The 20865-nt window shown below is 70.9% G+C and carries 22 protein-coding genes and 1 pseudogene; 12 read left to right on the forward strand and 11 right to left on the reverse strand.

What is annotated here, in order from left to right; genetic code table 11:
• Positions 1-371 precede the first annotated feature (371 nt).
• Positions 372-758, forward strand: a complete 387-nt coding sequence (locus tag AB0442_RS31845; RefSeq protein ID WP_366167083.1) for a hypothetical protein — start codon at positions 372-374, stop codon at positions 756-758.
• A gap of 269 nt (positions 759-1027) precedes the next feature.
• Here the strand turns inward: AB0442_RS31845 and AB0442_RS31850 are convergent, their stop codons facing one another.
• Together AB0442_RS31850 and rpmG are read right to left on the reverse strand one after the other, a co-directional pair.
• A complete protein-coding gene (locus tag AB0442_RS31850; protein ID WP_366167084.1) occupies positions 1028-1276 on the reverse strand; it encodes a type B 50S ribosomal protein L31 in 249 nt (82 codons plus the stop codon).
• Between the two features lie 23 nt (positions 1277-1299).
• Positions 1300-1464: a 50S ribosomal protein L33 gene (gene rpmG, locus AB0442_RS31855; protein WP_366167085.1), complete on the reverse strand. Its 165-nt coding sequence runs from the start codon at positions 1462-1464 to the stop codon at positions 1300-1302.
• A 158-nt stretch (positions 1465-1622) separates the two neighbouring features.
• Between rpmG and rpmB the strand changes: the two genes are divergently transcribed.
• Genes rpmB through rpmF form a run of 5 tightly spaced genes read left to right on the forward strand, consistent with a single transcriptional unit; the run spans position 1623 to position 3765 of the window.
• The gene (rpmB, locus tag AB0442_RS31860) at positions 1623-1859 is read left to right on the forward strand and encodes a 50S ribosomal protein L28 (RefSeq protein ID WP_366167086.1); all 237 of its coding nucleotides are present in this window, start codon (positions 1623-1625) and stop codon (positions 1857-1859) included.
• Complete coding sequence (gene rpsN, locus AB0442_RS31865) at positions 1859-2164, forward strand: 30S ribosomal protein S14 (protein WP_366167087.1); 306 nt, start codon at positions 1859-1861, stop codon at positions 2162-2164. The genes rpmB and rpsN overlap by 1 nt, the downstream gene beginning before the upstream one ends.
• Complete coding sequence (locus AB0442_RS31870) at positions 2161-3333, forward strand: GTP-binding protein (protein WP_366167088.1); 1173 nt, start codon at positions 2161-2163, stop codon at positions 3331-3333. Before rpsN ends, AB0442_RS31870 begins: the two co-directional genes overlap by 4 nt.
• Before the next feature lie 15 nt (positions 3334-3348).
• A complete protein-coding gene (gene rpsR / locus AB0442_RS31875; protein ID WP_366167089.1) occupies positions 3349-3591 on the forward strand; it encodes a 30S ribosomal protein S18 in 243 nt (80 codons plus the stop codon).
• Positions 3592-3600: 9 nt separating this feature from the next.
• Positions 3601-3765, forward strand: coding sequence for a 50S ribosomal protein L32 (gene rpmF, locus AB0442_RS31880; protein ID WP_366167090.1), 165 nt, complete (start codon positions 3601-3603; stop codon positions 3763-3765).
• 48 nt (positions 3766-3813) lie between these two features.
• Here rpmF and AB0442_RS31885 read toward each other — a convergent pair whose 3' ends face one another.
• The 5 genes from AB0442_RS31885 to AB0442_RS31905 form a co-directional block, all read right to left on the reverse strand.
• Positions 3814-5733 carry a putative Ig domain-containing protein gene (locus tag AB0442_RS31885; RefSeq protein ID WP_366167091.1) on the reverse strand — a complete coding sequence of 640 codons (1920 nt, stop codon included), beginning with the start codon at positions 5731-5733 and terminating at the stop codon, positions 3814-3816.
• A gap of 424 nt (positions 5734-6157) precedes the next feature.
• A complete protein-coding gene (locus tag AB0442_RS31890) occupies positions 6158-7600 on the reverse strand; it encodes a class I SAM-dependent methyltransferase (protein WP_366167092.1) in 1443 nt (480 codons plus the stop codon).
• Between the two features lie 48 nt (positions 7601-7648).
• Positions 7649-7861: a hypothetical protein gene (locus AB0442_RS31895; protein ID WP_366167093.1), complete on the reverse strand. Its 213-nt coding sequence runs from the start codon at positions 7859-7861 to the stop codon at positions 7649-7651.
• Positions 7862-7955: 94 nt separating this feature from the next.
• Entirely contained in the window at positions 7956-8480 is a 525-nt protein-coding gene (locus AB0442_RS31900) for a TIGR03943 family protein (protein ID WP_366167094.1), read from the reverse strand.
• A 157-nt stretch (positions 8481-8637) separates the two neighbouring features.
• Positions 8638-9669 carry a permease gene (locus tag AB0442_RS31905; protein ID WP_366167095.1) on the reverse strand — a complete coding sequence of 344 codons (1032 nt, stop codon included), beginning with the start codon at positions 9667-9669 and terminating at the stop codon, positions 8638-8640.
• 145 nt (positions 9670-9814) lie between these two features.
• Here AB0442_RS31905 and AB0442_RS31910 point away from each other — a divergent pair, with 145 nt between their 5' ends.
• From AB0442_RS31910 to AB0442_RS31930, 5 genes are read left to right on the forward strand one after another with little or no spacing between them, the layout of a single operon-like run.
• The gene (locus AB0442_RS31910) at positions 9815-10777 is read left to right on the forward strand and encodes a zinc ABC transporter substrate-binding protein (RefSeq protein WP_366167096.1); all 963 of its coding nucleotides are present in this window, start codon (positions 9815-9817) and stop codon (positions 10775-10777) included.
• On the forward strand, positions 10774-11619 hold the full coding sequence (locus AB0442_RS31915) for an ATP-binding cassette domain-containing protein (RefSeq protein WP_366167097.1): 846 nt from the start codon (positions 10774-10776) through the stop codon (positions 11617-11619). The genes AB0442_RS31910 and AB0442_RS31915 overlap by 4 nt, the downstream gene beginning before the upstream one ends.
• On the forward strand, positions 11610-12521 hold the full coding sequence (locus AB0442_RS31920; protein ID WP_366167098.1) for a metal ABC transporter permease: 912 nt from the start codon (positions 11610-11612) through the stop codon (positions 12519-12521). Before AB0442_RS31915 ends, AB0442_RS31920 begins: the two co-directional genes overlap by 10 nt.
• Positions 12518-13348 (forward strand): metal ABC transporter permease, encoded by an 831-nt coding sequence (locus AB0442_RS31925; protein ID WP_366167099.1) that lies wholly within the window; start codon positions 12518-12520, stop codon positions 13346-13348. Before AB0442_RS31920 ends, AB0442_RS31925 begins: the two co-directional genes overlap by 4 nt.
• A gap of 41 nt (positions 13349-13389) precedes the next feature.
• Entirely contained in the window at positions 13390-13794 is a 405-nt protein-coding gene (locus AB0442_RS31930) for a transcriptional repressor (protein WP_366167100.1), read from the forward strand.
• Between the two features lie 138 nt (positions 13795-13932).
• Here AB0442_RS31930 and AB0442_RS31935 read toward each other — a convergent pair whose 3' ends face one another.
• Entirely contained in the window at positions 13933-15126 is a 1194-nt protein-coding gene (locus AB0442_RS31935; RefSeq protein WP_366167101.1) for a YibE/F family protein, read from the reverse strand.
• A 557-nt stretch (positions 15127-15683) separates the two neighbouring features.
• Between AB0442_RS31935 and AB0442_RS31940 the strand changes: the two genes are divergently transcribed.
• Positions 15684-16928 (forward strand): S53 family peptidase, encoded by a 1245-nt coding sequence (locus AB0442_RS31940; RefSeq protein WP_366167102.1) that lies wholly within the window; start codon positions 15684-15686, stop codon positions 16926-16928.
• A gap of 365 nt (positions 16929-17293) precedes the next feature.
• Here the strand turns inward: AB0442_RS31940 and AB0442_RS31945 are convergent, their stop codons facing one another.
• The 3 genes and pseudogenes from AB0442_RS31945 to AB0442_RS31955 form a co-directional block, all read right to left on the reverse strand.
• Positions 17294-18586 (reverse strand): hypothetical protein, encoded by a 1293-nt coding sequence (locus AB0442_RS31945; RefSeq protein WP_366167103.1) that lies wholly within the window; start codon positions 18584-18586, stop codon positions 17294-17296.
• A gap of 523 nt (positions 18587-19109) precedes the next feature.
• Positions 19110-19841 (reverse strand): IPT/TIG domain-containing protein, encoded by a 732-nt coding sequence (locus AB0442_RS31950; RefSeq protein WP_366167104.1) that lies wholly within the window; start codon positions 19839-19841, stop codon positions 19110-19112.
• 781 nt (positions 19842-20622) lie between these two features.
• Positions 20623-20814: pseudogene (locus AB0442_RS31955) on the reverse strand (transposase); the annotation flags it as partial.
• Positions 20815-20865: the final 51 nt, after the last annotated feature.

A 20865-nucleotide genomic window follows, 5' to 3' on the forward strand; every position in this document is an offset into this window, starting at 1 on the left:
GACCAGCGAGCATCACACCGCAGGACGAATCATCAGGAACCGGACAGCCCAGCCGAACCCCTCATGCCGGCGCGCGCGCGTGAACGATCGAGGCTGGTGACCCGCTGAGACCGGCCCGTTCCGGGCCGGTCGCCACACCAGGGAAAGGCCAGGTGTCGAAGGTCAGGAGAAAACAGCCTCCCGTGATCACGGCACCCAGGTCCCGGCACGTAAACGGGGCGGCGCATCCGATCACGGTGATGACTGGGCGTCGTGGCCTTTCCCGCCGGCCCGATCGGACCCGCGGATTCACTCCACTCACACCGGGCCCACCCGCAATACCCGGCTGGAGCTGGGATCCGTACGAAGAGAGTTTTCTGACCAAGGTTCTGGTGCTCCAAGACTTCGCTGTCGAGACGGGGCGGGCCATTGGCAGCATCAAACAGCGGGAGACGTGGGGCGGGCACAAGATCGGCATCTGGATCAACTCCTTCCGGACCCGACGCGACACCTACGACGCAGAGCGCCAGGCCGTCCTGGAGGATCTGCCGGGCTGGGCATGGACGCCCCAAGACGATGCTTGGAACGCCACCTTGGCGGAACTGGGCCACTGGGTCACAGAACACGGTCGGATGCCACGCCCAACTGCCGCTGATGAAACTGAGCAGCGGCTCGGCGTGTGGAAGCGGAACAACAAGAACAGGCGTCAGGGCCGCGCTGACGACCAGACCACTCGGCTTCGGACGCTGCTGGCTGAGCACGGCGAGCTCATGCCCTGATACCGACCGACTGCAACCAGCGCGCCGCCGCGATAGCGGTGAACGGTGGTGCCATTCGGGAGCGGGCTGGGTGGTCGGCCCCATAAGCGCGCGCCGCGCGAGCTGATGGCCGGACCCGGCCGCTTCTGGGACGCGGAGCCGCGCTGGCGCTGGGTGCACCTGCCCCCCTCTCGGGCTGGGGGCCATGGGCTCCCTTCCACGGTAATGGAGATCATGTCCATCGGCCCGGCGGCTGAGGGCAACCGTCAGCGGGGATGTGTGGCGGTCGTTCAGTGAGGGTTGGTGCCGTAGCGGCGCTGGAAGCGTTCGACGCGGCCAGCGGTGTCCAGGAGGCGGGTCTTGCCGGTGTAGGGGTGGCTGGCGGAGGAGATCTCGACGTCGATGACGGGGCAGGTGTTGCCGTCCTCCCACTCGATGGTGGCGGTGCTGGTGAGGGTCGAGCGGGTGAGGAAAACGAGGCCTACGGAGTTGTCGCGGAAGACGACGGGGCGGTACTCGGGGTGGATTCCGGGCTTCATCGGGAGATTCCCTTCGGTGCGGGTCAGCGCTCTTCGCGGAAGTCGATGTGCCGCTTGGCGACGGGGTCGTACTTGCGCAGGACGAGGCGATCGGGGTCGTTGCGGCGGTTCTTGCGGGTGACGTAGGTGTAGCCGGTGCCGGCGGTGGACCGGAGCTTGATGATCGGGCGCAGATCGTTGCGGGCCATGGGTGTCCTCCAGGCGGGTGCTGCCGTTGGCGCCCCACTATAGCGAAATGAAATCCGTTTTCATCTAGGCTAGTGTGAGCCGCGCTCGTCGGGTCGTCGCGCCGGTCCCGGGAGCGTGGCCGCTTGTCCGCCCACACGATCCGCAATGGAGCTGTTCCATGTCCGCTCACTGCCAACTGACCGGTCGCAAACCGGGATTCGGCAACGCGATCTCGCACTCGCACCGCCGCACCAGCCGCCGCTTCAACCCCAACATTCAGCACAAGCGCTACTGGCTGCCCAGCGAGGGCCGCTACGTGCGCCTCACCCTCAGCGCCAAGGGCCTGAAGACCGTCGACGTCATCGGGATCGAGGCCGCCGTCGCCCGGATCCGCGCCCGCGGGGAGAAGGTCTGATGGCCAAGGAGAGCAAGATTGCCAAGAACGAGCAGCGCCGCCGGATCGTGGCCCGGTATGCCGAGCGCCGCGCCGAGCTGAAGCGCGTCATCGCGCACCCGTCCAGCACGCCCGACGAGCGGGCCGCCGCCCAGCGCGAGCTCGCCCGCCAGCCCCGGGACGCCAGCGCCACCCGCCTCCGCAACCGCGACAACGTGGACGGGCGCCCGCGCGGCTACCAGCGAGCCTTCGGGCACTCCCGAATCAACCTGCGAACCATGGCCCACGCCGGACAGCTTCCCGGCGTACGCAAGGCGAGCTGGTGAGCCCGGTGCCCGAACACGTCAGGCTCCCGGTCGTCGTGGTCGCAGGCCTGCACCGCGCCGAACGCCGGCGAGCCGTCCAGGAGTTGCTGGACGGCAGCGTTAACGGCGTGGTCCTGCACCACGACCTTCGGGACTCCTCGCGCGGCACCGTCCACCGCGAACTACGGGACGCCAGCGGCGTGTTCGACACCGCCGAGCTGCCGCTGACGAACGCCTGCGCCTGCTGCGTCCTGCGCGAGGACCTGTTGCCCGAGCTGGTCGGAATCGCCGAGGCCGGGCAGCACGGGCTGGCGATCGTCGAGTTGTGGGGCGGCAGTGACCCGCACCCGGCGGTCGAGGTCATGGCGGGCGGTGAGGTGGACGGCCGGCCGATGGAGGAGTTCATCGAGCTCGCGGGTGTGGTGGTGGCCGTCGACCCGGGCCGGCTGCTCGGAGAACTGTCCGTCTCCGACGACCTGGTCGAGCACGGCGAGCACACCTCCCCGGAGGACACTCGCACCCGCGCCGAGGCGCTGGCCCACCAGATCGAGTACGCCACCACCATCGCCGTCGCGCGCGGCGGCGCGGCGGGCCTGGCGATGCTGCGCCAGCTGCACCCGACCGCCCGGCGGGTGCTGTTGGGCACCGGTGAGCTGCTGCGTGCTGCGCTCGGCGGGTTCGATGTGGCCGCCGCCCGCGACCGGGTGAACCCGGCCATCGCGCTGCTGCCGCAGGAGGCGGACGAGACGGGCGTGGCCACCTTGGTGTGGGAGCGCCGTCGTCCGCTGCACCCAGGTCGGCTCTACGAGGCGCTCGAGCTGCTGGTTCCGGCCGCCCAGCGCAGCCGGGGCCGATTCTGGCTGGCCAACCGGCCGGAGCTGATGCTGGCGTGGGACGCCGCCGGTGCCAACCTCGCCGTCGAGGAGTGCGGCCCGTGGCCCGCTTCGCTGCCGGACGCCGCCTGGGAGCAGTACCCGCCCGCGCGGCGGGCGGCCGCCGCGCTCGACTGGGATCCGGCCCACGGCGACCGCGTCCAGCAACTCGTCTTCATTGCCGAGGGCTTGGACGTCGATGGGATCACCGGCCTACTCGACTCCTGCCTCCTCACCGACGCCGAACTGATGGCGGGGGAGCCCGGTTGGAAGGCCCTGCCCGACGCCTTCGAGGACCTGCTCGAACCCGTCTGCTGACAGAGAGAGACCGCGATGGCCAAGCGCCCCGCCGGCGGACGACCCGCCAAGCCCCGCCCGAATCCCCTGGTCGAGGGCGGCATCACCTACATCGACTACAAGGACACCAATCTGCTGCGGAAGTTCATCTCCGACTGCGGCAAGATCCGCAGCCGTCGGGTCACCCGGCTGACCGCCCAGCAGCAGCGCGCGATGGCACGGGCGATCAAGAACGCCCGCGAGATGGCTCTGCTGCCCTACGTCTCGACCGCCCGTTAGGAGCCCGACATGGCCGTACCCAAGCGGAAGACGTCCCGCAGCAACACCCGGCACCGCCGTGCGCAGTGGAAGGCGAGCACACCTCAGCTGGCGCCGATCACCGTCGATGGGCGCCAGCACCTGGTGCCACGCCACCTGGTCCGCGCGTACGAACGCGGGCTGCTCACACCATGAACGCGGGGGCCGCAGCGCATGCGCTACGGCCCCCTGACGCTTGTACGGTCAGGACACGTTGAGCGTGGCGTCGTCGATCACGAAGCTGCTCTGGAGCGAGGAGTCCTCGGTGCCGGTGAAGGTCAGGGTGACCGTCTGGCCGGCGAAGGAGGACAGGTCGTAGCTGCGCAGCGTGTAGCCGGCGGCCGCGTTGAGGTTGCTGAACGTGCCGAGCGTGGTGGAGCCCGCCTTGACGGTCAGCTTGTCGTAGGCGGTGGATGTGGTGGTCTCGGCGGTGTCGATGTGTAGGTAGAAGCGGAGCGAGGCCTGGCAGCCGGTCGGGATGGTCACCGACTGGGCGAGCGTGTCGGTGTGGGTGGAGCCGTAGCCGTCCAGCCACGCCTTCCAGCTGCCGGAGTGGGCGGCCTCGCTGCTGGAGTTGTCGATCACGCCGGAGGTGGCGGACCACGGGGTGGCGCTGCCGGTCTCGAAGCCGGGGTTGCCGAGCAGTTGGGCCGCGGTGCAGCCGCTGGTGCCGGTGACCGTCCAGGTGAAGGAGGTGGAGCCGGCGGCGCCGGTGGTGTCGGTGGCGGTCGCCGTGACGTTGTAGCTGCCCGCGGTGCTGGCGGTGCCGGTGATCAGGCCGGTGGAAGAGCTGATGGACAGGCCGGTGGGCAGTCCGCTGGCGGAGTAGGTGAGGGTCTGGCCGGAGGCGGAGTCGGTGGCGTGGATCTGCAGGCTGACGGCGGAGCCCTGGGCGGTGGACTGGCTGCCCGGGTTGGTGACCGTCACGGTGTTGCCGCCGGTGCTGCCGCCCGTGAAGGCGGCGGTGCCGTTGGGGGTGCCGAGGCCGGTCGGGCCGTCGTAGCCGCTGCCCGCGGTGCACAGGTAGGACGGGGAGCAGCTGCCGTTGGCGCCGGTGGTGACGTCGTACAGGGACGAGGTGTGGGAGTAGGGGTAGGAGGCCGGGGTGGTGCCGGTGGCGGGGGTGCCGGCGAGGGCGTAGACGGCGGCGATGATCGGGGCGGAGGCGCTGGTGCCGCCGTAGACGTTCCATCCGGAGCCGCCGTAGGTCTGGTAGACGGCGACGCCGGTGGCCGGGTCGGCGACGGCGGAGACGTCGGCGACGGTGCGCTTGGCGCAGCCGGTGTCCTTCTGCCAGGTGGGCTTGGCGTCGTAGGCGGAGCAGCCGGAGCCGGCACCGTTGCCGCCGTTGGCGGTGCCCCAGACCTTCTCGCTCCAGCCGCGCGTGGTGGAGGCGCGGCTGAGGCTGGTGCCGCCGACGGCCGTCACGTACTTGGAGGCGGCCGGGTACTCGACGCCGTAGCCGGAATCGCCGGAGGAGACGGTGATGGCGACGCCCGGGTGGTTGAAGTAGGCGCTGTCGGAGGTCGGGTCGGTCGAGTCCTCGGAGCCGCCGTAGCTGTTCGAGACGTATTTGGCGCCGAGCGCGACGGCGGTGTTCACCGCGGTGCCCAGGTTCTCCATCGTCGGACTGTCGGCCTCGACCAGCAGGATGTGGCAGTTGGGACAGACGGCGCTGACCATGTCGACGTCGAGCGAGATCTCGCCGGCCCAGCCGCTGTCGGCGGTGGGGTAGCTGGTGCCGCCGCGCTGGTCGACCTTCTTGAAGCAGCCGTTGGCCGTGGTGCAGGCCGGCAGGCCGTACTGGGAGCGGTAGGCCGCCAGGTCCGACTCGGCCTTGGGATCGTCGTACGCATCCACGATCGCGACGGTCGCCCCCGAGCCCGCTGAGGCCGGCAGGTTGTAGGCGGAGGCCAGATCGCTCGGGCCGTAGCCGGAGGGCAGGATGTTCGGGGCGAGGCTGTGCTGCTGGACGATGTCGGTGCGGGCCAGGGCCAGGCAGGCCATCTCGCCGGGGTGGCTCGGCGCCGCGCACAGGCGCTTGGTGGTGACGCCGGTGGCCGGGCCGTCGGTCTGCGCGCCGGCGTCGGGTGCGGCGACGGCGAGCAGACCGGTGGCTGCCATGGCCAAGGCGGGCAGGACCGCGAGAAGTCTGCGCGGCCGAGGCAGGCCGCCGAAGAGGTGGAAGCGCAAGAGTCGACCCTCCGTGGGGGTGAGGGCGCGGCCGGTCCCGGCAGGGGTGTATCGCCGGTACGGGCGCGTGCCCGTGCTGACGGATCTCGGCATGTGCTGGCCGGCCTCGGCTGATGGCCGCGGGCCGGACGTGCTCGCGCTGTACGGAAGTCGGGGATCTCCCATGGAATGTCAGGCGCATGACATGAGCGGGCATGCATCGGACGGTGCGCCGCGTACGGCCCAGCCGTTGGGCGCGGCCTCGAGATTACGGTCGGGCCGTCGGGGACCTCAAGGCGGAGCTCGCAGCCTTTACCCTCCCTTGTTCATCAATTTCCCGACGGTATAGGGAGGTTGAGCGCGAGCGCTGTGGCGGCTACGGGACGCGCGCGGCGAAGAGCTGATGCCCGAGCAGCGCCATGGGATGGTCCTGATCGGGCAGCGTCAGGACGGCGCCCACCCCGGCGCTAGCCAGCGCTTCGCGCCAGCGGTCGCGGGACGGCAGGGCACCACCTCCCGGATCGAGCCGAGCGTCCCCGGCGGCGTGCGGCAGGAGAGCGCGGGAGATCAGGAACTCGGTGTGCTCGTGGGTCGGTTCGTCGAGCAGCAGCCAGCCGCCGGGAGCAAGGAGCCCGACGAGTCGGCGCGCGGCGGCGTCCGGATCGGCGGACGCGGCCAGCACCTCCGCCCCGATCACCACATCGAAGGAGCGCGGCCGGAAGCCCGGCCCGCTCGGGCCGGCATGTGCGAGCCGGATCCGCGCGAACCTGCCGAGCCGGGCCCGTGCCGCGTCGAGGAGGAGTTCGGACCCCTCGGCGCAGACGTAGTCGACGGCGGGGCCGGGCCTGCGCATGGCCGCCAGAGCCTCGGCGATCACCTCCGTCCGCACACCGGTTCCGGCTCCGAGCTCCAGCACGCGCAGCGGTCCGAAGCCCGGATGGGCGACCGCGATCTCCTGCATCGCCGTGGCGAGAGCCGTGGTGAGGTAACGGCCGGTCGCCGTTCTGCGGTCGATCGCGTCGGCGATCCGCATGCTCCCCCTGGGGAAGAGCAGGGTGGTGGCCTGCTGCTTGCCGGCCAGCAGTGCGGGCAACTGCTCGGCACTGCGGCGCAGGTAGTCGATGACGGTGGCCGAGCCGAGGTGCCCGGTCCAGGACTCGGCCGTCAGTTTCCAGTCCTGGACGACGTCCGCCGTGGTCACGGTGGGCCCGGCGTGGAAGGTGTCACCGTGACGGGCTATCAGGTCATTCTCGGCCAGCGCCTCGAGCCATCGTTCGGCAAGGCGGCGGTGCTCCTGGGCCACTCCGGCCGCGGCGAGGACCTCCGCGACCGTGTGGCCGCGTGCCGGGTCGTTCAGGACGCCGCCGCTTCGCAGGGCGACCAACATCGATGACAAGACCGCACTGCGGAGGCGGTGGGTGAACATGCGGGCCTGTTCGCCGGTGACGCCGATGACCTGTTTCCAGGACGCCGCCGCGGCGGCGTCGATCACCTCGCGCAGGGCACGGTCGGCGGCTTCGGCGCTGCTGCTCGGTTCGCGGACGTGGGCGACGACAGCGCCAAGTGCCTCCACGGCGGCATACACGTCCTGCTGCCGAGGTTCGGGTCCGATGTGGAGTACGCGGCGCAGCTCGCCGAGCCCGGGCACGGGGCGGCGGATGAGTTCCCAGAGCAGCCGGGACGGCAGGCTCAGGCGGGTCGTCCGGGAGCCGGCGAGGTCGGCGAGGATGTCGGCGGGCTGCTGCCCGGGGTCGGGGCACACGACCGTCCCGCCCGTGAGCAGGGTGGCGAGTGCCAGTTCGACGGCGAGGCCGGACACCGGGCACAGCACGGTGTGCCGGATCGGTGGCGGGCCGAGGACGTCCGCTCAGTACCGCAGCCGCTGCTCGAACGGGTCGTTCTCCCGCGCCGGGAAGTCCTGCTGTCGCGCGATCTGCTCGGCCATTGCCGCGGCCAGGCCGCCTGGTGGGACGTTGCCCGTCAGCAGCTCGGCGGCGGTGATCGTTCGGCCGCCGGCGAGCAGCGCGGGCCGGCCGTCGGCGTCACGGAGGACTCGCAGGAGGGGAGAGCTGGAAGCCACGGTGGTCACTCCGGGGTCGGCGGAGCGGCGGGCCAACTGAACCATGAAACCGACGGGGTGACAATGGTTTTCATGTCTAGTGGGTGGAGGGGCGTCACGGAGTCGGGGAGATCGTGTCCCGGTACGGGTTGCGCGGGGCCGGGATTGCGGTCAGAGCGGTGGCGTCCAGCGCGGGTACGGGGCGGCCGGGGGAGGGGCGCCAGATGCCGGTGACGGTCACCCAGGTGTCGGCGGTCGGCGCGGGAATGCCGTGGACCTCCACCTTCACGACCCGGGCGTCGGCGGCGCAGCAGCTGATGACCACGCGGCTGAGCTGCCAGCTTCCGTTCGTTCCTGGGGCGGCGAAGCCGGTGAGCCGGACGGTGCGGCCGGCGAGGGTCCCGGTCTCGTCCCAGGTCGCGCGGGAGGTGAAGTCGCTCAGGGTGAGGTCGACCACCGTGCGGTCGGGGAGCGGAGAGAAGTGGAGGCGTCTGGCGATCGTGCCGGAGCCGTCGTGGGCGACGGTGTACGAGCCGAGCGCCGGCGGGGCGAAGAGCAGCAGTATGGCGGCGGGCGGCGTGAGCAGCCAGGCGGAACGCGGATGGTGGTGCTCCTTCCCGGATCGGACTGCGGCAGCCACCGCCGAGATGAGGGCGAGCAGTACCAGCGGGCGCCGGAGGCGATCAGCAGGGGCCGCAGCCCCTCCTTGACGTACCGCAGGTAGAGGTCGCTCGCCAGGCTCACCCGCAGGAGGGCACCGCCGGTGAGCAGGAGCAGCAGGGTGGGTCCGTACCGTCTCACAGCAGCCACGCCCCGACCAGCGTGCTGCACAGGACCGCCACCGCCAGGGTCGCCGCCGAGAAGCGGACGGCGAAGGCGCGCCCGAAGGTTCCCGACTGAAGGACGATCAGTTTGAGGTCGACCATCGGGCCGACGACCATGAAGGTCAGGTGCGCGACGGGGGAGAAGCCGGAGAGCGAGGAGGCCACGAAGGCGTCGGCCTCCGAGCAGATGGAGAGCACCACAGCGAGCACGGCCAGCACCACCACCGACAGCCACGGCGAGCCGGTGAAGGTCTCCAGCAGCGGTGGGGGCACCGCGATGTTGAAGGTCGCCGCTGCCGCGGCGCCCAGGGCCAGGAAGCCGCCGGCGTGCAGGAAGTCGTGCTGCAGTCCCCGCCAGAAGGCCTCCAGCCGGCAGCCGCCGACGGGGTGGTCCGGTGCGGGCTTGGGCCGCAGCCACTCGGGTCGGCCGAGTCTCAGCCACAGCCAGCCCATGGCGACGGAGGTGGCGAGGGAGGCGGTGAACCGGGCGAGCACCATCTCGGGGCGCCCCGGGAAGGCGATCGAGGTCGCCACCAGGACGACCGGGTTGATCGCGGGTGCCGAGAGCAGGAACGCCAGTGCTGCCGCCGGTGCCACCCCGCGCCGCATCAGACTGCCCGCCACCGGGACCGACGCGCACTCGCAGCCGGGCAGCACCGCGCCGGCGACGCCCGCGACCGGTACCGCGAGCGCGGGGTTGCGGGGCAGCAGGCGTTCGAGCAGCCGGTCAGGGACGAAGGCGCCGATCGCCGCCGACACCACGGTGCCGAGCAGCAGGAACGGTAGTCCCTGGATCACCACGGCGGCGAGCACGGTCCGCCAGGCCTGGAAGGCCGGGTCCTCCACCCAGTCCAGCAGGCCGGGAGCGGCAACGAGGACGGTGGTCGCGAGGAGGAGCAGTGTGAAGCTGCCGAGCGCGAGAAGGACGAGTGCCCGCAGCAGACGCCACGCCAGCTCGGCCGGTCCGGCCCGATGGTGCGCGTCCTCGTTGAACTCCCTGTTCATGGGTACCGGAGCCTAGCGCGCGCCGGGGCAAGATTTGGCAATGATTTTCATATCTTTCTAAACATGGTAGAGATGAAAACCGTTTCCAACTAGTGTGTGGTGCGTCGCCCACAGGACAGTCCCATCTGCGAGGAGTACCTCCGCCATGCGTTCCACCGTGCCCGCACGCATCGTCAGACTCGTCGCCGTCGCCGTTGCGGCGCTCGCCACCGCGACGGCCTGCTCGACCGCACCCGCCAGGACCGCCTCGTCGTCCGACGCGAGCGGTGTCGCCGGCTCCGGCTCCGGAAAGGTCGTCCGGGTCGCCGCGGCGGAGAGCTTCTGGGGCTCCATCGCGGCCCAACTCGGCGGCGAGCACGCCAAGGTGTCGAACATCATCAGCAGCCCGGACGCCGACCCGCACGACTACGAGCCGACCGCCGCCGACGGTCGCACCGTCGCCGGCGCCCAGTACGTCATCACCAACGGCATCGGATACGACGCCTGGTCCGACAAGCTCATAGCCGCCGACGCCGCCCCCGGCCGCACCGCCCTCAAGATCGGCGACCTGGTCGGCGTCAAGGAGGGCGGCAACCCCCACCAGTGGTACTCCCCGGCCGGCGTCCACAAGGTCGTCGACCAGATCACCGCCGACTACAAGAAGCTCGACCCCGCCGACGCCGCCTACTTCGACCAGCAGAAGACCACCTTTCTGAGCAAGACCCTCGCCCCGTACGACCAGCTGATATCCCAGATCAAGAGCACGTACGCCGGCACGCCGATCGGCGCCTCCGAGTCCATCGTCTCCCCGCTCGCCGAGGGCCTCGGTCTCAAGCTCATCACCCCCGAGGGGCTCCTCGACGCGGTCAGCGAGGGCGCCGACCCGACCGCCGCCGACAAGGCGAGTGCCGACGAGCAGATCACGTCCAAGCAGATCAAGATCTACGTCTACAACAGCCAGAACGACACCCCGGACATCAAGGCCCAGGTCGAGGCCGCCAAGGCCCAGGGCATCCCGGTCGCCACCATCACCGAGACCCCGACCCCGGCGAACGCGAGCTTCCAGGACTGGCAGATCGCCGAACTCCGGCGCATCGCCGCCGCATTGAAGCAGGCTACCGGCAAGTGACCGCCGCGCCGATCGAGCACGCCATGGCCACCGCACCGGCACCCGCCCCCATTCCGGTCCTCGAACTGCGCGGCGCGGCCGTGCGGGTGGGCGGCCGCACGCTCTGGTCGGACGTCGACCTCACCGTCCAGGCCGGGGAGTTCACCGCCGTCCTCGGCCCCAACGGGGTCGGAAAGTCCACCCTCGTCAAGACCCTGCTCGGCTCGGTGCCCGCCGCCGCGGGCGAGATCCGCGTCCCGAACCACACCCGCATCGGCTACCTCCCACAGCGCCGCAGCTTCGACGCGGGCGTGCGCGTCCGGGGCATCGACCTCGTACGGCTCGGACTGGACGGACACCGCTGGGGCATCCCGGTACCCGGCCTCAACCGCGCCCGCCGCCGCGCCGAACGCGACCGCGTCGAGGCGGCCATCGAGCAGGTCGGAGCCACCGCCTACGCGCACCGGCCGATCGGACAGTGCTCCGGCGGCGAACAGCAACGGCTGCTCCTCGCCCAGGCCCTGGTCACCCGCCCCAGCCTGCTGCTCCTCGACGAGCCGCTCGACAGCCTCGACCTGCCCAACCAGAGCGCCATCGCCGCGCTGCTCGGCCGGATCTGCCGCGAGGACGGCGTCTCGGTCGTCATGGTCGCCCACGACGTCAACCCGATCCTCCACCGCCTCGACCAGGTGGTGTACCTCGCCGAGGGCCGGGCCGTCGCCGGACCGCCCGATCAGGTGATCAACTCCGACACCCTCACCCGGCTCTACGGCGCCCCCGTCGAGGTGCTGCGCACCGCCGACGGGCGCCTGGTCGTCGTCGGCGTGCCCGAGGACTGTAGGAGCTGTGGCACGTGCTGCTAGCCGACACCACCTCACCCGCCTTCTCCTGGAACCTGCTCACCGACCTCCAGGACATGTGGTCCTACCCCTTCATGGTCAACGCCTTCCGCGCAGGCGCCATCGTCGCCGTGGTCGCGCCCGCCGTCGGCTGGTTCATGGTGCTGCGCCGCCAGACCTTCGCCGGCCACACACTGTCGGTGGTCGCCTTCCCTGGCGCCGCCCTCGCCACCCTGCTCGGCATCTCCGCCGCCGCCGGCTACCTCGGCGCCTGCCTCGCCGGTGCGCTCGTCATCGCCGCGCTGCGCCACCGGGACCGCTCCGGCGTCGCCGAGGAGTCCGCCGCGACCGGGACCGTGCAGGCCTTCGCGCTGGCCTGCGGGTTCCTGTTCGTGACGCTGTACAAGGGGCTGCTCGGCGGCCCCCAGGCGCTGCTGTTCGGCACCTTCCTCGGCATCACCGCCGGGCAGGTCACCCTGCTCGCGGCGGTCGGCGGCACCGTCCTCGCCGTACTCGCACTGATCGGCCGTCCCCTGCTGTTCGCCTCCCTCGACCAGGACGTGGCCGCCGCCCGAGGCGTGCCCGTACGCCTCCTCGGGGCGGGGTTCCTGGTCCTGCTGGGCGCCGCGGCGGCCGAGGCCAGCCAGATCACCGGCAGCCTGCTCGTCTTCGCGCTGCTGGTGATGCCAGCCGCCACCGCCCAGCAGCTCACCGCCCGGCCCGTCCTCGGCCTACTGCTTGGAGTGGCGCTCGGCCTCACCGCCTGCTGGCTCGGGCTGATCGCCGCCTACTACCAGCCCTACCCGCTCGGCTTCTTCGTGACCACCTTCGCCTTCACCGGATACCTCCTCGCCCACCTCGCCCGCGTCCTGCGCACCATGCTCGACCGGGCCCGCACCCCGCTGCCCTCCGGAGCGCCGGCATGATCACCGCCTTCCACCAGGCTTTCTTCCAGCACGCCCTGCTGGCCGGAACCGCGATCGCCCTCGCCTCCGGACTGGTCGGCTACTTCCTCGTGCTGCGCGCCCAGACCTTCACCGGCGACACCCTCAGCCACGTCGCCTTCACCGGCGCGATGGCCGCCCTCGCCGGCGGCTACGACCTGCGACTCGGACTCTTCGCCGCCACCATCGCCGTCGCCCTGCTGCTCGGCGTCCTCGGCCATCGGGGAAGGCCCGACGACGTCGTCATCGGTACCCTCTTCTCCTGGATCCTCGGCCTCGGCACCTTCTTCCTCACCCTCTACACCACCCACCGCTCCACCACCCAGGGAAACGCGGGCATCAGCGTGCTGTTCGGCTCCATCTACGGACTGAATGGCCACCAGACCGTCGTCGCCGTCCTGATCGCCGCCGCGGTCAGCGCCGCCGCCCTGCTGATCGCCCGGCCGCTTCTCTTCGCCACACTGGACGAAGCCGTCGCCACCGCGCGGGGCGTACGGACCGGGGCGCTCGGTCTCGGCTTCCTCGCCCTGGTCGGTGCCTGCGCCGCCGAGGCCACCCAGGCCGTCGGCTCGCTGCTCCTGCTCGGCCTGCTCGCCGCACCCGCCGGCACGGCCCTCCGGCTCACCGACCGGCCCTACCGGGCGCTCGCACTGTCCGCCGCGCTCGCCGTGCTGGAGATGTTGGCCGGGCTCACGCTCAGCGCCGCCGTGCCCCGAGTTCCGCCCAGTTTCGCCATCATGGCGGTCGCCGCAGCCTGCTACGCCGCCACTCTTCCTGCCCGTCCGGCCGTCCGCAGGGCGCAGGCATGACCGGTGCGCCGGAGGTGATCGCCATTGTGAGGAGGCGCCAGATGCCGGTGCCGCCTTGGAGGGAGACCCCGCAGCGCGCACTCGTCCGGCAGGCTCTCGCCGGCTGCCCGGGCTTCGTCAGCGCCCAGCTGCTGCACATCCGGATGGTCTCGGCGGGAGCCTCGGTCGGCCTTTCCACCGTGTACCGGACGCTGACCGCGCTCACAGCCGCGGGCCTCGCCGACGTGGTTCGCGACGACCACGGCGAACGGCTGTACCGCCACCGGCCGGGCACCGACCACCAGCACTACCTGATCTGCCGCCGCTGCGGCCACAGCCTCGCCGTGGAGTCCGGCCCGGTGGAGCGCTGGGCCGCGCGGATCGCCGCGCAGTCCGGCTTCGCCGACGTCCACCACACGGTCGAGCTCGCCGGAACTTGCACTGCCTGCACGGCCGAAAACGACTAGATGCGTTGATCGGGTGACACGGCACTTGGGGTGTGCCATCGCGTCTGCCGAGACCCCGATCCGGGCGCCTGCCTCAGTCTCCCGACAGGCGGCACGAACAGCAGCACCGCGGTGCGTCCTCCCAGGTGGCGCGCCACGTCAGCCTGATGCGTGGCGGTAGCCGCCGTCGGCACCTTCAGGGTGGTCGGCGGCGGCGATCAGCGCGGCAAGGACCGTGGTGACCGGCACCGAGGCGACCAGGCCGATGCTGCCGACCAGCGTGCGGGCGATCTCCTCCGACACCAGCTCGCTGGTGGCCACTGACAGGAAGTCGCGGTGCGCGATCGAGAAGAGCAGTAGCAGGGGCAGCGCGGCGCCGGCGTAGGCGAGGACCAGGGTGTTGACGGTGGAGGCGATGTGGTCGCGGCCGATCCGCAGGCCGGCACGGTAGAGGCCGCGTGCGCCCATGGCGGGGTCGGCCTGGTGGAGTTCCCACACCGCCGAGGTCTGGGTGACCGTCACGTCGTCGAGGACGCCGAGTGAGCCGATGATGAACCCGGCGAGCAGCAGGCCGCGGATCTCGATGTTCGGGTAGAGGTCGTGGACGAGTCCGGTCTCCTCGGAGGTGTTGCCGGTGAGGTGTGCCCAGTTGGTGAACACCGCTCCGAGGACGCCGATCAGCGCCAATGAGATGAGCGTTCCGAGCACGGCGACGGATGTGCGGGCGGACAGCCCGTGGCACAGGTACAGGGCCACCAGCATGATCGCGCTCGCGCCGACCACCGCGACCAGCAGCGGATCCGACCCGTGCAGGATGGCGGGAAGGATGAACAGCGACAGGACGGCGAAACTGATCGCCAGTGCGATCAGTGCCGTCAGGCCGCGCCAGCGCCCGACCACCAGCACGGCCAGAGCGAACAGGCCGGCCAGCAGGGCCATCGGGACGTCCCGGCCCACGTCGATCACGGTGTACTGAAGCTCCGGCGGAGCGCCGGGCGAGTAGCTCAGTACCACGTCCTCGCCCGCTTCGAATCGCCGGAGCTCGGCCGGATGGACGACGGTGGTGAAGGTGCGGCCCTTGTCCGGCCCGGTCGTGACCTTGACGGTGCTCTGCTGGCAGGTGCCCTTGTCCTGGGGGTTGATGGAGCTGCACGGCAGTTCCTCGACCTTGGTCACCGTGCCGTGCTGGACCTGCTGGTCGAAGCCGACCCCCGTGCGTTCGTGCGGGGGAACACCGCCCGGCCACAGCACAATGAGCCCCACCACGACCGCCGCCGCGAACGGGACGAGGACGGCGGCAATGACCTTGCGCAGGTGTGCCGAAACAGGGGCCGCCGGTCCGTGGGCGTGCACGTGGCCGACTTCTGCACGGTCATCCGGTCGTCCACTGTCCTGGCCGGCGCCATCGGGCCGGTTCTCGGCCACCTCGTGCCTCCTTCGGGGACAGGCCGTACATGTGCCCGGGCCGCGTGGAGCACGGCGACGATGACGGCAACTCCTCGCATGATGAACGTCGAGGCGGCCCGGGGCCCGGATCTCCGGGTACGCGGCGCGCCGGACAGCCGCACCCCCTGTCGGCCCAGTTTCGATTCGCACGAATCGTCAGTCGGCAAGACGGTGGCCGGGAAGCGGAAGCAAACACTCCCCAGCCGATCGGGGCGGGACTGACAAGGCCTCACCACCGCCGGGTAAAAGCCTGGTTCGGATTGCTTCCCCCACCTTGTTCGGCGTGAGCACGCCCACCTAGCGTCGAACGCCAGTACCCAAGGTTCCACAGATCCGCCCGGCTCGGCGGCAGCCCCACGACCCCGCCGCCGAGCCTGCCCTGCCGTGCGCCCGGACACCCACCCGCGCGTCCGGCCCGGGCGAGAACCGCTTCCGGTCACCCCACCGCAGGAGGCAATTCCCCCATGCGCACTTCCGCCGCATTCCGCCGTACCGCGCTCGCCGTCGCGGGCGCCGCCGTCCTCGGGTTCTCCGGCCTGGCGACCGCCGTGCCCGCCGGCGCGGCCGCCTCGCCGCAGGTCCACTCCGAGGACGGCACGTCCTGGGTCAAGGCGTGCGACACCCTCGCCAAGGGCGACACCATGGCCTGCCACGCGCTGCGCGTCACCAGCACGGTGGAACACGTCCACGCGCTCGGTACCACCCCGAACGCCACCCCGTCCGGCCTGGGCCCGAGCGACCTGCTCAGCGCGTACAAGCTTCCGGCGAACGGCGGAGCGGGCATGACGATCGCGATCGTCGACGCCTACAACGACCCGAGTGCCGAGTCGGACATGAACACCTACCGCGCCCAGTACGGGCTGCCCGCCTGCACCAAGGCCAGCGGCTGCTTCCGCCAGGTCTCCCAGACCGGCACCAGCACCCTGCCCTCCAACAACTCCGGCTGGGCGGGCGAGATATCGCTCGACCTCGACATGGTCTCCGCGATCGCCCCGAACGCCAAGATCATCCTTGTCGAGGCCAAGAGCGCCACCATGGCCAACCTCGGCACTGCCGTGAACACCGCGGTCAACCTCGGCGCCAAGTTCGTCTCCAACAGCTACGGCGGCGGCGAGTCCTCCGCCGACACCTCCTACGACAGCGCATACTTCAACCACCCCGGCGTCGCCGTCACCGTCTCCGCCGGCGACTCCGCCTACGGCGCCGAATACCCCGCCGCCTCCAAGTACGTCACCGCAGTCGGCGGCACCGCCCTCAAGAAGGACACCAGCAGCCGCGGCTGGACCGAGACCGTCTGGTCCACCAACTCCACCGAAGGCACCGGCTCCGGCTGCTCGAAGTACGACGCCAAGCCCAGCTGGCAGAAGGACACCGGCTGCGCCAAGCGCACCATCGCCGACGTCTCCGCCGTCGCCGACCCGGCCACCGGCGTCGCCGTCTACCAGACCTACGGCGGCAGCGGCTGGGCGGTGTACGGCGGCACCAGCGCCTCCGCGCCCATCATCGCGAGCGTCTACGCCCTGGCCGGCGCCCCGTCCGGCGGCTCCAGCCCGACGTCGTTCCCGTACGCCCACACCGGCTCGCTGTACGACGTGACCAGCGGCTCCAACGGCAGCTGCTCGCCGTCCTACCTCTGCAAGGCCACGGCCGGCTACGACGGCCCGACCGGCCTCGGCACCCCGAACGGCACCACCGCCTTCAAGGGCTGACGACCCGCAGGCGCACCACCGGACACCGCGGGGCCCGTCGCGACTGGGGCGACGGGCCCCGCGGCCTGCCTGCAAGACGTCGGCAGGCCGTGAAGCCGCCGCCCCGGGCAGGGGGCGGCGGCTTCACGCGCGCACGGTGGTGTTGGTGAAGGCGCTGGTTGTGGGTGGTCCGGCGGCCCCTGTCTGTCGGTGGCAGGGGCCGGCCACGCGACGCCGAGGTTGTTCCACACCATGCCCTCGCTTTGGTGGTCGCCGAGGTCGCGGCAGATGTCGGGGTCGCGTTGGTGGGCGTGGAGGGCCTGTGGGCCTCTACGCGGCTTTCGGGGGTCACGGCCACCGGGGATGGGGGCCTGCGTACCGCGGCGTCAGGCGACGGAGTGGGTGATGGTGCCCGTGTAGGTGCCGACCACCGAGGGGGCGGGGAGCGTGATCACCACCGTGGGGTTCCAGGTCGTGGAGCTGTTCCCGTTGCCGGTGGAGCTGAAGGCGGTTCTCGCACTGTTGAGCGCCTGTTTGGCCGAGGCGTCGGCCTGGCCGGGCGTCACTGTCACGGTGCCGGTGGAGTTGGTCGCGGCTCCGGACCAGTAGGAGACGTTCGTGGTGGTGATCGTCTCGGCGGACGTGGCGCCGCCGGTGGTGAAGTTCGTGGCGGTCACCGTCGCCGTCCATGTACTGGTGATCAGCCCCCGCTGGTCCGTGATGGTCACCGTGCCGAGGGCCGCGCTGACGGTGCCGGCGGGTGCCGCGCTGCCGAGGCCCGCGGTGGTGGGCACGCTGATCGACAGGGTGCCGTTGGTGGGGATGACGCTGATCTGGGAGGCGTTGCTGCCGCTGGTCTCGACGGTGTCCACGACCGCTCGGGTGAAGCTGGACTTGCCTCCGGATGCGGCCGTCAGCTTGCCCGCGGCGGTGTAGATCGCGCCGCCGCCGGTGAGCCAGGAGCCGTTTCCCGAGACCGTGACCGTGGCGGTGTTGTTGCGGTCGGCGATGAGGGAGAAGCCGGTGAAGGCCCCGGTGGTCGGTGCGCTGAGGGTGGTTTTGCCGCCGGTCTGGTCGGTGAAGGACGCGCCGCTGGTGGACGCCGCGCACGCGGTGGGGTAGGTCGGGCAGGCGAGGTAGATCGTCACGCCGGTGCCGGTGAGTTTCCCGCTGGAGATCGTGATGCCGCCGGTGACGACGTAGGTGCCGGGGTTGAGCGCGAGGGTGCCGGCCAGGTTCGTGATGTTGGTGTAGACGCCCGGGTTGATGGTCTGGGTCCCGGAGACGAGGTGGTTGATGCTGGGGTACGGCGCGGCCGGTGTCGTGGGACAGGCAGCGGCGGCCGGACACTGGGCCAGCGCCGCGTAGGGGTCGGTGGCGGCGCTCTGGTTGGTCGGGGCGGGGTTGTAGGAGCCGCCGCCGGAGGTGGTGAAGCCGGCCGGGGCGGCCGGGCCGCCGATGGTGCCCCCGATCGCGGTGACCGTGGTGGTGCCGCTGACCAGGGCGGCCTGACTGTTCGTCGAGTTGACCAGGATGCTGCCGGTGACCTGCACGCTGCCGGGGTGGACGTACAGGGCGTTCGCGGCGCTCGCGTTGAGGACGCACAGGCTCGCCGTGCACTCGCCCGCGGCACGGGCGACCTGGGACGGCCCGACCACCACCCCGATCAGCGTCCACACGACGGCAAGAACCGCAGCGTGAACCGCATATGGCAGGCGACACAGTCCGCGGCTGCGGTTGTGCCTTGTCGTAATCGTCCGGACCGGGCGGTGCATCACCGCGGCGGCGGATGGTCTCCTGCTGCCGTGTCCACGTCGATCCGTGCCTGGCCGGGTGATGCCTGACCATCCAGCGGTGAGCCTCGCCGTCACCTTCACCATCCTCAACACGGCCCAAAACGTACCAAATGCGCCATAGCGGATGTGTGTTCCCGCGTGAAGCGGTATTCCTCAGCGTGTCGAACCTCGCTGGATAGCCGCAGGTGCGTTTCTGCTGCCCCGCGCTCGGCTCCGGCGGCCGCCGACGGAATCAGCCGGACAACACGGGCGTCGCACTCGCATCGGCCCCGACCGCGATGGGCCCGCGGCACAGAACAACAGCGCCCGGTCGACCGGCATGACCTATGAGGCTCGCAGCAAAACTCGGGCGACGGCGACGGCGGTGGCTATGGCGGACACGGCACTGTTCGAGGCCCCGCCCTGCTCACGGCTGGTACTGCTGGTAGGCGAGTTCGTTGCTGTCTCCCCCCGGGCTGTGGACGGTGACGGTGATCGTGCCGGGTGTTCCCGGCGGCGCGGTGGCGAGGACCAGGTTGTCGGAGACCGCGGCGAAGGATGCTGAGGCATCGCCGAAGCGGACCTCGTCGGTGTAGGTGAGGCTACTACCGGCGATCGCAACGTCGGTCCCCCCGAATGCCGTCCCCTGGTCGGGAGTGAGGCTCGTGATGACCGGGGCCCCGACATAGGTGTAAAGGAAGCCGTTGTTGGTGCCGCCCGCCGTGGTGATGCTGACGTTCACCACTCCGGCCGCGGTCGCGGCCGGGGTGGTGACATCGAGGTGACTATCGGAGATCACTGTCGGTGTCACGCTGTTGGCACCGAAGGTGACGGCCGTCGCGGTGAACAGCCCGGTACCAGCGATGGTGATGGCGTGGCCGCCCGTCATGGGACCGGACGTAGCGCTCAGGAAGGCCTTGAACGGCGCGCCGACGTAGAAGAACGACAGCGGGTTGCTGGTCCCGCCCGCGGTGGTCACGGTGACATCCGCCGTACCGGCGCCCGACGGTGAGATACATGTGACCGAGGTGGCGGTGTTGGCGGTGATGGTGGCTGGCTTGCTGCCGAACCTCACGGCGGTGGCGCCGGCCAGGCTGGTCCCGGTGATGGTCACCGTGGTCCCTCCGCCGGTGGATCCCTGGTTCGGGCTGATAGGCATGATGTGCCTCCAGGAGGACTGATGTGCGCGCGTGGGGCGATCTCTCCTTTACGGGCGGTGTGTCACCGATGCTCATCAGCGGCCGTACGGCTGCCGTGGATCTTTCCGCGTCTGGAGCCCGCGGCTTGAGACCGTCCGGAATCCCGCCCCGTCGACGTGGCCACGGGTAGCTGGGCCTGAGAAGGGTCCACGCTCCGGGCGTCGGGAAACGCGAACCGTCTTCCCGATGAGGCGGCCGATCCGAACGGCGGTGGGAAGGCCAGACCGGTGTTGCCCTGGCGGGCACTCAGGCAGTGGTCGGGACGGCAGCCGAACCTGGTCGGCCATGGTGGCGCACGATCGGTCGAAAGGACACGGGAGCTATGCCGGTTTTCGGTCGAAGTGTGACTCGGCCGCACCAGCCGGGGCCGCCGCGGCGGCCCCGGCTGATGGATCCTGCCCTCCGCGGGGGTGCCCAGAGTGGCACCGGCCTGGAACGCCGCCACTGAGGCCGACGGCAGGCCAACTGCCACTTCCCCGCGGGGGGATGGGCGGCCCACCCGTTCGGATGCGTACAGTAACCCATTCGCGTTATGCCATTGGCAACCACGGTGACGTCACGTCACCCGAACGGCGGAGCTCCCGCGGCCGGCAAATCCGCCGACAATGGCGCCCCTCACTCCGTCCTGCTCGCACAGCGCTTCAGTTGCTGCGGCTGCCCCCACTGCCTATCGCCACCGGTCCTCCCGACGCGGGCGGGACCTGCCCCTCGGGCGGCCGGGTCCTGGGGACGGTTCTGTCACTCCGGCATCCCGTGCACGACCCTCATCGGTGATGGTCGGGATCGTGGACTTGGTTGGACGCGCTCGCGCCATGGGCCTCGGCCAGGTGCGCGGAGAGGGTGCGTCAGACCCTGCGCGGACAGCGACAGCACCATCTCCTTCACGCGCAGCACACGCCGCTGCCGCTTCTTGATGATCTGAGGGCGGCTGCCGTGCCAGTGTCGGCCAAATGGGTGATGTCCCGTCAGCTATATTGCGGAAAG

The organism is Kitasatospora sp. NPDC085895 (assembly GCF_040702125.1).
GTDB classification, from domain to species: Bacteria; Actinomycetota; Actinomycetes; order Streptomycetales; family Streptomycetaceae; genus Kitasatospora; species Kitasatospora arboriphila.

Excerpts from the sequence above, each read along its gene's own strand:
- AB0442_RS31850 (WP_366167084.1), bottom strand. The coding sequence starts at position 1,276 with ATGAAGCCCGGAATCCACCCCGAGTACCGCCCCGTCGTCTTCCGCGAC.
- rpmG (WP_366167085.1), bottom strand. The coding sequence starts at position 1,464 with ATGGCCCGCAACGATCTGCGCCCGATCATCAAGCTCCGGTCCACCGCC.
- rpmB (WP_366167086.1), top strand. The coding sequence starts at position 1,623 with ATGTCCGCTCACTGCCAACTGACCGGTCGCAAACCGGGATTCGGCAAC.
- rpsN (WP_366167087.1), top strand. The coding sequence starts at position 1,859 with ATGGCCAAGGAGAGCAAGATTGCCAAGAACGAGCAGCGCCGCCGGATC.
- rpsR (WP_366167089.1), top strand. The coding sequence starts at position 3,349 with ATGGCCAAGCGCCCCGCCGGCGGACGACCCGCCAAGCCCCGCCCGAAT.
- rpmF (WP_366167090.1), top strand. The coding sequence starts at position 3,601 with ATGGCCGTACCCAAGCGGAAGACGTCCCGCAGCAACACCCGGCACCGC.
- AB0442_RS31885 (WP_366167091.1), bottom strand. The coding sequence starts at position 5,733 with ATGGCAGCCACCGGTCTGCTCGCCGTCGCCGCACCCGACGCCGGCGCG.
- AB0442_RS31905 (WP_366167095.1), bottom strand. The coding sequence starts at position 9,669 with ATGAACAGGGAGTTCAACGAGGACGCGCACCATCGGGCCGGACCGGCC.
- AB0442_RS31910 (WP_366167096.1), top strand. The coding sequence starts at position 9,815 with ATGCGTTCCACCGTGCCCGCACGCATCGTCAGACTCGTCGCCGTCGCC.
- AB0442_RS31925 (WP_366167099.1), top strand. The coding sequence starts at position 12,518 with ATGATCACCGCCTTCCACCAGGCTTTCTTCCAGCACGCCCTGCTGGCC.
- AB0442_RS31930 (WP_366167100.1), top strand. The coding sequence starts at position 13,390 with ATGCCGGTGCCGCCTTGGAGGGAGACCCCGCAGCGCGCACTCGTCCGG.
- AB0442_RS31940 (WP_366167102.1), top strand. The coding sequence starts at position 15,684 with ATGCGCACTTCCGCCGCATTCCGCCGTACCGCGCTCGCCGTCGCGGGC.
- AB0442_RS31950 (WP_366167104.1), bottom strand. The coding sequence starts at position 19,841 with ATGCCTATCAGCCCGAACCAGGGATCCACCGGCGGAGGGACCACGGTG.